The organism is Lactobacillus sp. ESL0230 (genome assembly GCF_003692805.1).
Classification (GTDB): Bacteria; Bacillota; Bacilli; order Lactobacillales; family Lactobacillaceae; genus Lactobacillus; species Lactobacillus bombicola.
In genome coordinates this window covers 885666-899205 of sequence record NZ_REHI01000006.1, presented here as the reverse complement: position 1 = coordinate 899205, position 13540 = coordinate 885666, and the positions used below count along the sequence as shown (strand labels likewise).

Below are 13540 nucleotides of genomic sequence, written 5' to 3'. Positions count from 1 at the left end.
AAAAGAAGTACGGTGGCAAGAGCAAGAAGGAAACACCTGTAACCATGCCGAACACAGAAGTTAAGCTTCTTAACGCCGAGAGTAGTTGGTGGGAGACTGCCTGCGAGGGTAGGACGTTGCCGTGCTTTTTTAATATTCCGGCTTAGCTCAGTTGGTAGAGCGCTTGACTGTTAATCAAGATGTCGTCAGTTCGAGTCTGACAGCCGGAGTTTCTTGGAGTGTTGTCCGAGTGGCTTAAGGAGCATGATTGGAAATCATGTATATGGGCTTTACCTGTATCGAGAGTTCAAATCTCTCACACTCCGTTATATAATAATGAAAGGCTAATACAGCAATGTATCTAGCCTTTTTATTTACTTTCGCACGGCAAATGTAAAAAATCAAATTTATAATCAGATATTCTATCCAGTTGCGCTAAGGGTGCGTCATTATATGCCGAGGAACGGAGTCGAACCGGTACGGTTGAAAACACCAACCTCGGGATTTTAAGTCCCGTGCGTCTGCCAATTCCGCCACCCTAGCAAGTAATGAAAGTCGATAATAGTAGCCTTGAAATATGTGTATTGTGTTATCGTATCTTCTTTAGTAGAAGTAAGTAACTATTTAAGTTTGTACAACATTATGTTCAATGTCACTTCTGGATTGTATAATTTTTTTAAGCATTATTAGCCCTTTTGTAGGATTGCTTGTGGCGTAATCCAATCTTATGCACTTTGTCTTTTTTGCAGGGTCACTATTAATAATAATAGTTTTAATAAAAAAGCCGCAAAGATTTTATCTTACGGCTTTTTGTATATTATAATTTTTTGTGTACTGGCACTGTGGACAATAGATTAAAGTCCTAGCAATTGTTTTTTCTTGGCTTCAAATTTTTCTTGAGTAAAAATTTTGATTACGTAGTTTATATATATCATTAGTGTTCTCCACTGATGTGGGGGTGATCCCGTGTGCGTTAGCACATGCCAAGCTTGATAAATATGTAGCCGTACCAATATTTTAGATTCTTGAAAAAATATAATTTTTTCAAAATATTTCTTTACTTTTATGCACTTATAATGCATAATAATTTTTGCGAGGAGGGAACACCAATGCCGATGAAAACAAAAGAATTTGTGAAACTGTTAAAAAGAAATGGTTTTGTAAAAGTTTCACAAACAGGCTCTCATGCAAAATACAGAAATGGAACTAGACAGGTTATAGTTCCAATGCATTCACGAGAATTGCCTAAAGGAATTGAACATTCCATGATGAAGCAAGCAGGGCTTAGATGACCCTTGTTTGGTGTACTCCTATGAGAGAAGAGGTATAAAAATGACGTATAAATATTTTGGGACATTATTACATAATATTGCAGATAATGTTTGGGAAGTTAAATTTGAAGATTTTCCTGAAGCAATAACTTTTGGTGCAACTCCTGCTGAAGCTTACAATTACGGCAAAGATGCGTTAATTCTAGCTTTAGATGGTAAAACAAATTTTCCTAAGCCTACTGAACTAAAAAAACATGTTGACTTTAATAGTTCAGAATACGATGAGGCTTTTCAATTACCTTTTGAAGTAACAAAAGCAGAAATTGAAAGTACAGTAAAACATGAGAAAGTTAGAAAAAATCTTACTATACCTAAATATCTTGCTGATGCAGCAGATAAGAAAAATATTAATTATAGTAAGCTTATGTCTAAGGCTTTAGAAAAAGAATTAGGCATATAAAAATAACTATACTGATTATGAGCAGAGCGTGAGCCTGCTTATTTTTTACTTCAAATTGAAAGGATGTGATGTAAATGTCAAAAGATGTTCAAAGTCTATTGTCACTGGCTTTGTGTGCGACGCATTAAAGTCCTAGCAGTTGCTTCTTCTTTGCCTCGAATTCTTCTTGGGTAATGATGCCATCGTCCATTAGTTGTTTATATCTGCGTATTTCTGCTGGGGCATCAGTGTTATCCTTGGTATCTTCGACGGCTTTTTTCGTGGCTTTCCAGCCATCTAGAATTGCAATGACATGGTTTAATTCTGAATATGCATGTCTAACAAAAAAACCGTCTGCCTTATTATTTTTAGCGTTTAAGAGACTAACTTCAAAATTGCTACCATCAGCTAGATTAATAATTACGCCCAGCTCATCAATATATTCATTTATTTTTCCACCAGTGGTGCCGGCAATAACTGCACCGGCTGGTCCAGCAATGATGGCACCGACAGCTGCACGAGTGAAGACATGATGTTTATTTTTGTCATGACCTTTTTCATTCACACGATATGAAACGATCTCGTCAGCATTTACGAAAAATTCTATCCCATGAAATACCGTATTTGAATAAATCTTTCTTTTTTTAATATTAAAGTAGTAGGCCCCATAGCAAACAGATTCTGCTTTTATGGCGGCCTGTTCTTGTTTTCTTTTTTCTTTTTCTGCTTGCTTTTTTGCCTTTTCTTGTTCTTTCTCTGCTGACCTCTTTTGTCTTTGTTGTTCTATTTCTAATTCAATGTCACTAAAATCTTTACCTTGATCAAGATATTCTTTCAAATCATCGATTGTATGTTCAGAGGCCCAGTCAATAGATTTACTAATTGATGTAAAATTATATTTCTTTTTGCAGTTTGCACAAATATAGGAAGAATCTTTTAACTTTAGATAAGCGTCACTACGATAAATATCTTGACCACAAAGTGCACATTTTGTTATAGGAGGGAAGCTATGCTTTTTAGGAGCAACTTTCTTTTTAATATTTTGTAATTCTTCTGGATTATTAATCAACTTTTGGATCTCTATGGCAGTTTTAGTCTGCAAAAATTTACGTATTTTTTTAGGATCAGTATCTTTATAAAAGCTACCTTTTTCAAAGCAGCTGTCGCAAATTATTCCATCTTTTATAGGATGCTCAATGCTCCAAAAGCCTAATTCTTTACCGCAAATATTGCATTTCTTTTTTGCCTTTTCTTGCTCTATTTCTTTTAGTTCCTTATGTGCATTATGTGCATTTTTAAAATTGATATCATTAAAATCTATTTTTTGATTAATAGATTCTTTGAAATTTTCAATCGTATGTTCAGAAGCCCAGTTATATGCTTTAGTAGCTCTATACTTAGCAGCACAGTCTAAACAGATATAGGCAGAATCTTTGAATTCCAAAGGAGCATCGTCTTTATAAATGTCTTGTCCACAGAGTGCACATTGTGCTATAGGTTTACAGTGATGGTGATTAACAGGGGCAACTTTTCTTTTGATGATCTCTAATTTTACCGGATTATCCATTAATTCTTTTATTTCTGCAGCAGTATGGCTATTTAAAAAACCATTCATATGTCTTTGATCAGCACCGCCATAAAAGTTACCTTTATTAAAAAGGCAAGGGTAGCAAATTACACCATCTTTCAAAGGCATTTTGTTATCCCAAAAGCCCAACTCTTTACCGCAAATACCGCATTTCTTTTTTGCCATAATTAATTCTCCTTATTAATAATTAAGTAGGTATTATCTTATTTTTTATAAAATTACATTTGTTTTTATTGTAGCGCTTACATTAATATCAAAAATTATATCGGTTTTGCCTTAAGGCATCGATATATGTTTCCAAAATATAATTAACATTTCTAGGAACTGCAAAAGCATAAATATTATAAAGTAAATGTAACTATATTTATCTAAGTTTTTGTTGCCGCCTTTGCTTTGAGCTAGCGGAATGTTTAATTTCTTGCCAAAACGTAGCTGTAGTCAAATCAATATTTGTTGTAAAAGAGTAGTTTTGCTCAGTACTGTCTTCTTCATGAAAAACAGCAATTAACTTGAATTGATCTTGATTAAGCCCTTGACATTGTTCAGTTGAATAGTTAGCTAAACGCTGAACTTGTATTTTTTTCAAAATTTGCTGGATACTATGATTATGCGCAAAATAAATTTTAGTCTGACCGCCGTTTTTAACCAATTCTGCATGCTCGCTGCCACCTTTTACATCATAGTTACCATAACTATCGGAAAGTATGAAACCAGCAAACTTTAATCTTAAAGTGAATTTGGAAAGATTAATTGCATAGGCTTCAAAATTAATATCAGCGTTTTTATCGCGTGTTTGAGCACTATAAGTACTGACAATATTCACTGCTACTTTCTTTTGGGAGTCTTTATGGTAAAGATAAAGGTTTGTCTAAACAGCTGCCAGTGTTCCTAGTGCTGTAAGTGAATTAATTACAATAGTTGCAATTGCTGTAACATCATTGTTTGTTAAATTTAGGCCTAAACTGAAAAACAATGTGGATAAGATAAAGCCAATTCCCAGCCAAAACCAAGCTGACTGTAAGAAATGATAGTGCTGTTTAAAAGTGTTACCAAGGTAAAAGGTTCTTTTAAGTAGACTTAAGGCTTGCTGGCGCCAATGAAAAAGAATAATAATGAGTAAGAGAGCAAGAAAAAATTGATAAAAAGTGATACTAGTAAAAGTATTTTTCAAGAAATAGAGCATTTAATCCTCCTTAATAAGTAGATATGACAATGCAAAATTGTTTTCCTAAGCAATAATTTTCTCATATTTTTTAAAAAATGAATATGCCCTCTGAAAATAAAAAATTCTAGACAAAAAATAAATCTTATGCTAAAGTTTTAAGAGTAGCAATTATTAATAACTGGAGGATTAGCTCAGCTGGGAGAGCATCTGCCTTACAAGCAGGAGGTCACAGGTTCGAGCCCTGTATCCTCCATTATAATTAGAGGGATGTAGGAATACATCTTTTTTTATGTAAAGAATTGCTTTTGCAATTATTAGTTAAATTATTAAGTTTTTTAAGTTTTACTCTTGCATTTTGTTTCTTATTTAGTATACTATTGAATGTGCTTCTGGTTCAGAACACGACCCGTTGGTCAAGTGGTTAAGACATCGCCCTTTCACGGCGGTAACATGGGTTCAAATCCCGTACGGGTCACCTTTTTGGAGGATTAGCTCAGCTGGGAGAGCATCTGCCTTACAAGCAGGAGGTCACAGGTTCGAGCCCTGTATCCTCCATAAATAACGGTAATTAGCGTTATTTATGGAATAATATAATTGGGTGCGCGTATTTTTAATTTTAGCTTCTAAGCTAATAGTTGAATTTACTCGGATTCAGCATCTGACCCGTTGGTCAAGTGGTTAAGACATCGCCCTTTCACGGCGGTAACATGGGTTCAAATCCCGTACGGGTCACACTTTGGAGGATTAGCTCAGCTGGGAGAGCATCTGCCTTACAAGCAGGAGGTCACAGGTTCGAGCCCTGTATCCTCCATCGTTCTAGACTACCGAATCTGCGGTAGTCTTTTTTTGTAGTAAGAACGAATTTATTATATCGGTTCAAGTCCTGAAAGGATCCAATGTTGGAGATGCCTTGTAACCGAAGAGCTATTTAAATCTATAGGGGGACTATTATGGAAAAACGTTTATTTACTTCAGAGTCAGTTTCTGAAGGTCATCCTGATAAAGTTGCTGATCAAATTTCAGATGCAATTTTAGATGCGATTATTGCCCAAGATCCTGATGCCCATGTGGCTTGTGAAACCATTGTGAACACCGGTATTGTTTATGTATTTGGCGAAATATCAACTAGTGCATACGTTGATATTCAAAAAGTTGTTCGAAAGACTGTTTTAAGAATAGGTTATGATAAGCCTGAATTGGGTTTTGACGGCAATAACTGTGCTGTATTGTTAGATATTGATGAGCAATCAGCAGATATTGCTGAAGGCGTAGATCACTCGCTAGAAACTCGTGAAAATAAGGCTAGTTCTGATGGCTTAGATCAAATTGGGGCAGGAGATCAAGGCTTAATGTTTGGCTTTGCCGTCAAAGAGACTCCTGAATTAATGCCATTGCCGATTTCCTTAGCCCATAAATTAATGCAACAAGTAGCTAAGCTACGTAAGGATAATACTTTAACTTGGCTAGAGCCAGATGCTAAAGCTCAAGTCACAGTTGAATATGATGAAAACAATAAGCCTAAACGCGTTGATACTGTTGTTATTTCAACGCAAACAGATGCTGAAGTTTCGAATGAAGAAATTCAACAGGCAATGATTAACCTAGTGATTAAAAAAGTTATTCCTGCTAGGTATCTTGATAATCAAACTACCTTCTTGATTAACCCATCTGGTCGTTTTGTAATTGGAGGTCCTAAAGGTGACTCTGGACTAACTGGACGAAAAATCATCGTTGACACATATGGTGGCTATGCACGTCATGGTGGAGGCGCCTTTTCAGGTAAGGATGCAACTAAAGTTGATCGTAGTGCTAGTTATGCTGCTCGTTATGTTGCAAAAAATATTGTAGCAGCGGGTTTGGCTTATCGCTGCGAAGTGCAGCTTGCTTATGCAATTGGTGTGGCTAATCCAGTATCAATTATGATTGACACTGCTGGAACTGGTAAAGTAAGTGATGAATTATTAACTGAAGCTGTACGGCACGTTTTTGATTTACGGCCAGCAGGAATTATTAACATGCTTGATTTGCGTCGGCCCATATATGAGCAGACGGCTGCTTATGGTCATTTTGGTCGTACCGATATTGATTTACCTTGGGAGAAAACAGATAAAGTTCAAGATATATTGAATTATATTAAAAAAAATAAAGGATAGATTATTTTGAAAAAAACGAATGTACCTATAATTACACTTGCCATTTTTATGACCACTTTTATGACTGCTATTGAAGGGACGATAGTTTCAACGGCAATGCCCACAATAGTTTCTGATCTTAATGGTTTAGAAATCATGAATTGGGTGGTTTCTATCTTTCTCTTTATGACTGCTGTATCAACTCCTCTATATGGAAAACTAGCAGATAGCATTGGTCGTAAACCTATTTTTTTGTTTGGAATAGCCTTATTTGTTATTGGTTCTGCTCTATGTGGTCAAGCAAATAATATGATTGAATTGATTTTATTCCGCGTTATCCAAGGATTAGGTTCAGGTGCAGTTCAACCAGTTGCTATGACCATTATTGCTGATTTATATAGCATTGATAAGCGGGCCAAGATGCTGGGACTTAACTCTGGTTTTTGGGGTGTAGCTTCAGTAATTGCACCACTTTTGGGTGGATTTATTGTACAAAAATTGTCATGGCACTGGGTATTTTATATCAATGTTCCAATTGGCTTTGTTGCCTTTGTATTGGTAGTGATCTTCTTGCACGAAGCAAGAGAAAAACAGAGAAATAAATTGGATATTCAGGGCACATTTTGGTTAGTTACAATGCTTTTGGCATTAATGTTTACCCTGCAAGAATTGAGTTCGTTAAATCCCATTTTTGTTGGCTTGCTAATCGCCTTTGTTATTATAAGTGCGATTGCCTTTTATATAGTAGAAAAGCATGCCACTGATCCTATTATGCCGCTATCGATTTTAAAAGATCGCGAGTTTCAAGCCATAAATATGATAACATTACTAATTTCTGGTGTTGTTATTGGTTTTGAATTTTATATTCCAACTTGGATGCAGGGGATTAACGGTACTTCAGCAACTGTGGCTGGTTTTGCTGTCACTCCTAGTTCGGTAATGTGGGTAGTGGGTTCATTTGTAATTGGTGCAATATTGAGTCGCTGGGGTATACGGAGAACTTTATTTGGAATGTTAGCACTACTTTTAGTTGCTGATGTATTATTACTTTTGCTACCTTTGCAAACACCATTTTGGCTCTTTTGTGTAATTGCTACTATGAATGGCTTTGGTTTTGGTTCAATTATCACGGCTGCACAAGTACGGTCGCAGGTTTTAGTTGAGCCAAAAAATGTTGGAGTTGCTACATCTTTTAATACCTTAATGCGCTATCTAGGTCAGACAATGTTAGTATCGATATATGGAATTACTTTTAATACGGTAGTTACTAGTCAGATAGCTAAGAAACCAGAATTGACTCAAGCAATGATGAATAAAATTGTCTCTGCTGAAAAAGCAAAAGAATTAGCACCTAATCTTATTCCGCAGTTAAGACAAGTTCTCTTTAATAGCTTAAAGGGTGTTTATTTTATTTCTTTAGTAGCAATTGGTCTATCAATTATTTTCAATTTTATTTATAAAAAGCAACAACATTAATTGATAAAGTAAAATAGAATAACAAAAAAGACGTTAACCATTAACTGGTTGACGCCTTTTTAATTTTCTAAATGATAATGATATAAAAAAGAATATCCTATTAGGACAAAAGTAATTCCTTCTAAAAATCCGCCTAGTACGTCAGAAGGATAGTGCACATGATTAAATATTCTAGTGTAACCGATTAAAAGCGGAAAGCAAAGCCAAACGATACAGAGAATAGTTTTTACGGCTTTATTTTTTACTAATAAAAGTGTTAAAACAATTAGAATTCCAAAGAGGGTGGCACTACCAACTGAGTGACCAGATGGGAAACTATAACCATGCGCTTCAACTAGATGGTGCACAGAAGGACGAGGACGTGCAATTGCATGCTTACTAATCCAGTTGTAGCCATTTGCGGCAATCATTGTGCCAGCAGTAAAATACATATAAGCGTATTTTTTAAAAATAAATAAAATTAAGCAAATGATAATTGTTATAAATGTTATAACACTTGTATTTCCTATAACTGTAAATGTTGTAGAAAATTTGATATTGGCAGGATTATTATTACAAATGATGGCAATAATATTCTGATCGAAATGATGGATAAACTGGGTTCCAGATGCAACGAGCATTGCCCAAACCGAATATAAAATTAAAAAAATAGTAGCCGGTATGATTGCATCTTTTTTTGAATGATTGTCAGTAATCAATAACTTTCTCCTTTTATTTTTTTGCATTTCTGTTAAATTATAATCATTATTCATTAAAAAATAAAGTAGGTCATGACCTGCGATTGGTAACACCAAAAATCAAATAGCGAAAGCTGATAATTAATAGAAATTTTTAGTTCTTTGCTTTTTTTAGTAAATGTGGTAAATTATAATCATTAATTAAGCAAAGGATTGGGAACTAGTAACTATTTTGTTTTGCTACAGAGAAGAGTCGGGTGGTGTAAGACTTGCAGAATAGATAGTGAACTTAGCCTGAGTAATACCTAACGTATGCTATCCGCGTTAAGGAGCAATGAGGGGTCACGCTAGAAGCGTGAAACTTAGGTGGTACCGCGATTATTCGTCCTATGATGTTTCATAGGATTTTTTTTATGAGGTAAATTATGTATAATCATAAGGTTGTTGAAAAAAAGTGGCAAAAGTATTGGGCTAAAAATCATACTTTTAAAACAGGAGCAGATCCAAAACGCAAAAATTATTATGCTTTAGATATGTTCCCGTTTCCATCTGGCAAGGGTTTACATGTTGGGCATCCTGAGGGCTATACTGCTACTGATATTATTTCAAGGATGAAACGGAGTCAAGGTTATAACGTTCTTCACCCAATGGGTTGGGATGCTTTTGGGTTGCCCACTGAACAATACGCTTTGCAAACTGGTCAAGATCCTGCAATTGTGACTAAGGAAAATATTGCTAATTTTAAGCGTCAGCTAAATAAATTAGGTTTTTCGTATGATTGGGATCGTGAAGTTTCTACTAGTGATCCAAAATATTATAAATGGACACAGTGGACTTTTGAGCAAATGTATAAAAATGGTTTGGCTTATGAAGCTGAAGTTCCAGTCAATTGGTCGCCAGATTTAGGGACAGTAGTTGCCAATGAGGATATTGTTGATGGTAAAACTGAACGTGGTGGCTTTCCAATTTATCGACGCAATATGAAGCAATGGATGTTACGCATTACTAAATACGCTGATCGTCTTTTAGCCGGACTAGATGATCTTGACTGGCCAGAAAATATTAAAGAAATGCAACGTAATTGGATTGGCCGTTCGGTAGGTGCACAAATTACCTTTAAGGTGCAAAATTCAGCTGCCACCTTTAATGTATTTACTACTAGACCTGACACTTTATTTGGTGCTACTTACGTGGTTTTAGCACCGGAAAACAAACTAGTTAAACAGATTACGACTTCAGCGCATCAAGAAGATGTAGCGGACTATTTAAAAGAAATTGAATCAAAGTCTGATTTAGAGAGAACCGATCTTAATAAAAATAAAACTGGTGTTTTTACTGGCGCTTATGCAATTAATCCGGTAAATGATCAACCGATTCCAATTTGGATTGCCGATTATGTTTTAGCAAGTTATGGTACGGGAGCTGTCATGGCAGTACCTGCCCACGATACGCGGGATTATGAATTTGCGCAAAAATTCAAATTACCAATTAAAGCGGTTATTAAAGGGGGAAATGTTAATCAAGAAGCATACACAGCTGATGGGGTCCATTTTGATTCTGAATTTTTAGATGGATTAAACATTGCCGATGCTAAGGAAAAAATGCTGGCTTGGTTGGAAGAACACCATGTTGGTCAACAAAAGGTCAATTATAAGTTACGTGATTGGGAATTTGGGCGTCAGCGCTATTGGGGCGAGCCGATTCCAGTTATCCATTGGGAAGATGGTGAAACTAGTTTAGTTCCTGAAAATGAGCTACCACTTGTCTTGCCCCATGCAACTGACATTAAACCTTCTGGAACACCAGAGAGCCCCTTAGTTAATTTAACTGATTGGGTTAATGTGGTAGATAAAAATGGGCGTAAAGGTAAGCGTGAAACTAATACCATGCCTAATTGGGCAGGTTCTTCCTGGTATTTCTTGCGTTATATTGATCCTCACAATGATCAAAAATTAGCCGATTATGAATTGCTTAAAAAGTGGATGCCGACTGATTTATATATTGGTGGGGCTGAACATGCCGTTCGCCACTTGCTTTATGCAAGATTTTGGAACATGGTTTTATATGATTTGGGAGTTGTACCAGAGGAAGAGCCATTTAAGCGGCTTTATAATCAAGGCTTAATTTTAAAAGATCATGAAAAAATGTCTAAGTCGAAGGGAAATGTTGTCAATCCAGATGAAGTGATTGAAGAATATGGTGCAGATAGTCTTAGAATGTATGAGATGTTTATGGGACCACTAGATGCTTCAATTGATTGGGATGATAATGGTCCCGCTTCAACTAAGAAGTTTTTAGACCGGATTTGGCGTTTATTTGTTAACGATCTTGATCTTGAAGCAATTCCAAAGGAAAATATTGTAGCAGATAATGATGGTGCACTAGACAGAGTTTATAATGAAACGGTTAAAAAAGTTACTGAAGATTTTGATGCCCTGCACTTTAATACGGCAATTTCTCAATTAATGGTTTTTGTGAATGAGGCGCAGAAGGTGCAAACAATCCCACGGGAATATGCTGAAGGCTTTATTACATTAGTTGCGCCAATTGCTCCTCATATGATGGAAGAAATTTGGCAAATTTTGGGTCATGAAGAATCTATCACATTTGCTAAATGGCCAACTTATGATCCTGCAAAGTTAATTGAAACTAATGTTGAAATTATGGTTCAGGTAAATGGTAAATTGCGGGGCAATTTCAAGGTGGCAAAAGATAGCCCTAAAGCTGAAGTAGAAAAAGAAGCATTGGCTTTACCACATGTTCAAAAGTTTTTGGACGGTAAAGACGTGAAAAAAATAATCGTTGTACCCAACAAAATTGTCAATATTGTAGCTAAATAAAGTTAATTTTTCCTAAAGTAGTTATCATAGTTGTTGTTAATTATAACTGTTGATTCAAAATAAGATAGTTATTAGTACATTAGATTTAGGAAACATTAATGAAAGAAAATAATTTAACCAAACCCAACACGCAAGACACCTTTATTAAGGGAAGTGCATGGATGACTTTTGGCTCTATTACTTCACGTATTTTAGGTGCGCTTTACATTATTCCGTGGTTCAGTTGGATGGGGCAGTATGGTAATATTGCTAATGCATTAACAGCTAGAAGCTACAATATTTATAGTATTTTTATTTTGATTTCAACTGCTGGTATTCCTGGCGCTGTTGCTAAACAGGTAGCAAAATATAACGCATTAAATGAATATGGAGTAGGTCGAAAATTATTTCGTCGTGGATTAATTTTAATGGTTATTATGGGAATAATTTCGGCAGGCATTATGTATTTTGCCTCCCCCTTTTTAGCTTCAAATGGATCACGTAGTGATCCTAGACAAGTTGCAGTAATGCGTAGCTTGTCTTATGCAATTTTAGTTATTCCTGTGTTAAGTATTATGCGGGGATATTTTCAAGGATATGCTGATATGATGCCTTCAGCCATGTCACAATTTATCGAACAATTGGCTCGTGTAATATGGATGCTTTTAACGGCATATATAATCATGCAAGTGCAACATGGGGATTTTGTTAGTGCAGTTGTTCAATCCAACTTGGCAGCTGCAATAGGCGCTATTTTTGGTATTGCAATTTTAGTTTGGTTTTTACTGTCAAGACGCAAAGAAGTCAATTATTTAGTTGAAAACTCAAATAAGCAAATTCAAGTTTCTACATTATCACTGTTTAAAGAAATAATTGCTCAAGCCATCCCCTTTATTATTATTGATGCTGGAATTCAGTTATTTTATTTGGTTGACCAGTATACTTTTCATCCAATGATTGCCAGTTTGGTGCAAGCCAGTGATAATACAATTGAAACTTGGTATGCGTTATTTGCACTTAATGCTAATAAGTTAATTATGATTATTGTATCCTTAGCCAGTGCTATGGCGGTAACAGCAATTCCACTTTTGTCAGCAGCAAAAGCTAAAAAAGATATCAAAAATATTTCTGAGCAAGTAAGCAACACACTTGATTTGTTCTTGTTTATTATGATACCAGCTGCTTTTGGGATGGCTGCTATTTCAACACCTATTTATACAATTTTTTATGGCTTTGATCAGTTGGGATCGAATGTGTTGTATCTGTCATCCTTTACAGCAATTACGCTAGGGCTATTTACTGTATTAATGGCTATTTTACAGGGACTTTCAGAAAATTCGTTAGCTATTAAGTATTTAGTCTTAGGATTGATTATCAAATTAGTTGTGCAATATCCAATGATTTATTTATTTAAAATTTATGGTCCTTTGATTGCAACTAATTTGGGGATGCTTACTATTATCTTTTTTGCTCTTAGGCATTTGCGCGTTACATTCGACTTTAACCAAAATCGCACAAGTAGACGTTTTATTGGTATTACTGTTTTTTCGATAATGATGTTTATAGCGGTTTTAATAACTGAAAAAGGATTAGGGCTGTTCTTACAAGTTTCTAATCGTTGGCAGGCAGTCGTAATTGTTCTAGTTTCTGTAGTTATTGGTGCAGTAGTTTACAGCATAGCAGCAATTAAATCGAATTTAGCTCAGAGAATTTTGGGCGATAAGATCGTGCTAATACTGCAAAAATTACATATTAAAGCATAAAAATCGTTGAGTTTTATTACTCAACGATTTTTATTTATAGTTATCAATATTAATTGGCTTGCCATCTTTTTAGGCAATAAAAAAGTTAAAAACCACTTAACTTTTACCTGGAATCTATATGCCCCGAAAAAGATTCGAACTTTCACTTAGTTACCTAAACAGCGACCTGAACGCTGCGCGTCTGCCAATTCCGCCATCGGGGCCTAATATTTTTAATCTAGTAATAATAAT

Annotated in this window: 10 protein-coding genes, 9 tRNA genes, 1 rRNA gene and 1 riboswitch; of the genes, 14 read left to right on the top strand and 6 right to left on the bottom strand. The window is 35.4% G+C overall.

Annotated elements, in window-relative coordinates; genetic code table 11:
* The first annotated feature begins 8 nt into the window (after positions 1–8).
* From rrf to F5ESL0230_RS06170, 3 genes are all read left to right on the top strand, one after another.
* Positions 9–125: ribosomal RNA gene (gene rrf / locus F5ESL0230_RS06180) — 5S ribosomal RNA — on the top strand.
* A gap of 11 nt (positions 126–136) precedes the next feature.
* Positions 137–209 (top strand) — tRNA-Asn (locus F5ESL0230_RS06175).
* Between the two features lie 6 nt (positions 210–215).
* A tRNA-Ser gene (locus F5ESL0230_RS06170) sits at positions 216–305 on the top strand.
* 128 nt (positions 306–433) lie between these two features.
* Here the strand turns inward: F5ESL0230_RS06170 and F5ESL0230_RS06165 are convergent.
* A tRNA-Leu gene (locus F5ESL0230_RS06165) sits at positions 434–522 on the bottom strand.
* 566 nt (positions 523–1088) lie between these two features.
* Here F5ESL0230_RS06165 and F5ESL0230_RS06160 point away from each other — a divergent pair.
* Both F5ESL0230_RS06160 and F5ESL0230_RS06155 read left to right on the top strand, forming a co-directional pair.
* Positions 1089–1271 carry a type II toxin-antitoxin system HicA family toxin gene (locus tag F5ESL0230_RS06160; protein ID WP_122022025.1) on the top strand — a complete coding sequence of 61 codons (183 nt, stop codon included), beginning with the start codon at positions 1089–1091 and terminating at the stop codon, positions 1269–1271.
* A 40-nt stretch (positions 1272–1311) separates the two neighbouring features.
* The gene (locus F5ESL0230_RS06155) at positions 1312–1710 is read left to right on the top strand and encodes a type II toxin-antitoxin system HicB family antitoxin (protein ID WP_118896383.1); all 399 of its coding nucleotides are present in this window, start codon (positions 1312–1314) and stop codon (positions 1708–1710) included.
* Between the two features lie 124 nt (positions 1711–1834).
* Here the strand turns inward: F5ESL0230_RS06155 and F5ESL0230_RS06150 are convergent, their stop codons facing one another.
* The 3 genes from F5ESL0230_RS06150 to F5ESL0230_RS06140 all read right to left on the bottom strand — a co-directional run bounded on the left by F5ESL0230_RS06150 (position 1835) and on the right by F5ESL0230_RS06140 (position 4460).
* Positions 1835–3442 (bottom strand): DUF4428 domain-containing protein, encoded by a 1608-nt coding sequence (locus F5ESL0230_RS06150; protein ID WP_122022024.1) that lies wholly within the window; start codon positions 3440–3442, stop codon positions 1835–1837.
* A 199-nt stretch (positions 3443–3641) separates the two neighbouring features.
* Complete coding sequence (locus F5ESL0230_RS06145) at positions 3642–4100, bottom strand: hypothetical protein (protein ID WP_122022023.1); 459 nt, start codon at positions 4098–4100, stop codon at positions 3642–3644.
* Positions 4101–4145: 45 nt separating this feature from the next.
* A complete protein-coding gene (locus tag F5ESL0230_RS06140) occupies positions 4146–4460 on the bottom strand; it encodes a hypothetical protein (protein ID WP_122022022.1) in 315 nt (104 codons plus the stop codon).
* A gap of 162 nt (positions 4461–4622) precedes the next feature.
* Here F5ESL0230_RS06140 and F5ESL0230_RS06135 point away from each other — a divergent pair.
* The 7 genes from F5ESL0230_RS06135 (at position 4623) to F5ESL0230_RS06105 (ending at position 8050) form a co-directional block, all read left to right on the top strand.
* Positions 4623–4695: transfer RNA gene (locus tag F5ESL0230_RS06135), tRNA-Val, on the top strand.
* A gap of 150 nt (positions 4696–4845) precedes the next feature.
* A tRNA-Glu gene (locus F5ESL0230_RS06130) sits at positions 4846–4917 on the top strand.
* A gap of 7 nt (positions 4918–4924) precedes the next feature.
* Positions 4925–4997: transfer RNA gene (locus F5ESL0230_RS06125), tRNA-Val, on the top strand.
* Positions 4998–5102: 105 nt separating this feature from the next.
* Positions 5103–5174 (top strand) — tRNA-Glu (locus tag F5ESL0230_RS06120).
* 6 nt (positions 5175–5180) lie between these two features.
* Positions 5181–5253 (top strand) — tRNA-Val (locus tag F5ESL0230_RS06115).
* A 58-nt stretch (positions 5254–5311) separates the two neighbouring features.
* Positions 5312–5395, top strand: a riboswitch (SMK box riboswitch).
* A complete protein-coding gene (metK, locus tag F5ESL0230_RS06110; RefSeq protein WP_122022021.1) occupies positions 5393–6595 on the top strand; it encodes a methionine adenosyltransferase in 1203 nt (400 codons plus the stop codon). It overlaps the preceding riboswitch by 3 nt.
* 6 nt (positions 6596–6601) lie before the next feature.
* Entirely contained in the window at positions 6602–8050 is a 1449-nt protein-coding gene (locus F5ESL0230_RS06105) for an MDR family MFS transporter (RefSeq protein WP_122022020.1), read from the top strand.
* A gap of 59 nt (positions 8051–8109) precedes the next feature.
* Here the strand turns inward: F5ESL0230_RS06105 and F5ESL0230_RS06100 are convergent, their stop codons facing one another.
* Positions 8110–8748, bottom strand: a complete 639-nt coding sequence (locus F5ESL0230_RS06100) for a phosphatase PAP2 family protein (RefSeq protein WP_369931601.1) — start codon at positions 8746–8748, stop codon at positions 8110–8112.
* 404 nt (positions 8749–9152) lie between these two features.
* Between F5ESL0230_RS06100 and leuS the strand changes: the two genes are divergently transcribed.
* Both leuS and F5ESL0230_RS06090 read left to right on the top strand, forming a co-directional pair.
* A complete protein-coding gene (gene leuS / locus F5ESL0230_RS06095) occupies positions 9153–11567 on the top strand; it encodes a leucine--tRNA ligase (RefSeq protein ID WP_122022018.1) in 2415 nt (804 codons plus the stop codon).
* A gap of 98 nt (positions 11568–11665) precedes the next feature.
* Positions 11666–13309, top strand: a complete 1644-nt coding sequence (locus F5ESL0230_RS06090) for a polysaccharide biosynthesis protein (RefSeq protein ID WP_122022017.1) — start codon at positions 11666–11668, stop codon at positions 13307–13309.
* Between the two features lie 119 nt (positions 13310–13428).
* Here the strand turns inward: F5ESL0230_RS06090 and F5ESL0230_RS06085 are convergent.
* Positions 13429–13512, bottom strand: a tRNA-Leu gene (locus F5ESL0230_RS06085).
* Positions 13513–13540 lie beyond the last annotated feature (28 nt).

What these genes read in the sequence shown, in the direction of transcription:
- F5ESL0230_RS06140 (WP_122022022.1), bottom strand. Translation starts at nt 4,460, where the DNA reads ATGCTCTATTTCTTGAAAAATACTTTTACTAGTATCACTTTTTATCAA.
- F5ESL0230_RS06155 (WP_118896383.1), top strand. Translation starts at nt 1,312, where the DNA reads ATGACGTATAAATATTTTGGGACATTATTACATAATATTGCAGATAAT.
- F5ESL0230_RS06090 (WP_122022017.1), top strand. Translation starts at nt 11,666, where the DNA reads ATGAAAGAAAATAATTTAACCAAACCCAACACGCAAGACACCTTTATT.
- F5ESL0230_RS06150 (WP_122022024.1), bottom strand. Translation starts at nt 3,442, where the DNA reads ATGGCAAAAAAGAAATGCGGTATTTGCGGTAAAGAGTTGGGCTTTTGG.
- F5ESL0230_RS06160 (WP_122022025.1), top strand. Translation starts at nt 1,089, where the DNA reads ATGCCGATGAAAACAAAAGAATTTGTGAAACTGTTAAAAAGAAATGGT.
- metK (WP_122022021.1), top strand. Translation starts at nt 5,393, where the DNA reads ATGGAAAAACGTTTATTTACTTCAGAGTCAGTTTCTGAAGGTCATCCT.
- leuS (WP_122022018.1), top strand. Translation starts at nt 9,153, where the DNA reads ATGTATAATCATAAGGTTGTTGAAAAAAAGTGGCAAAAGTATTGGGCT.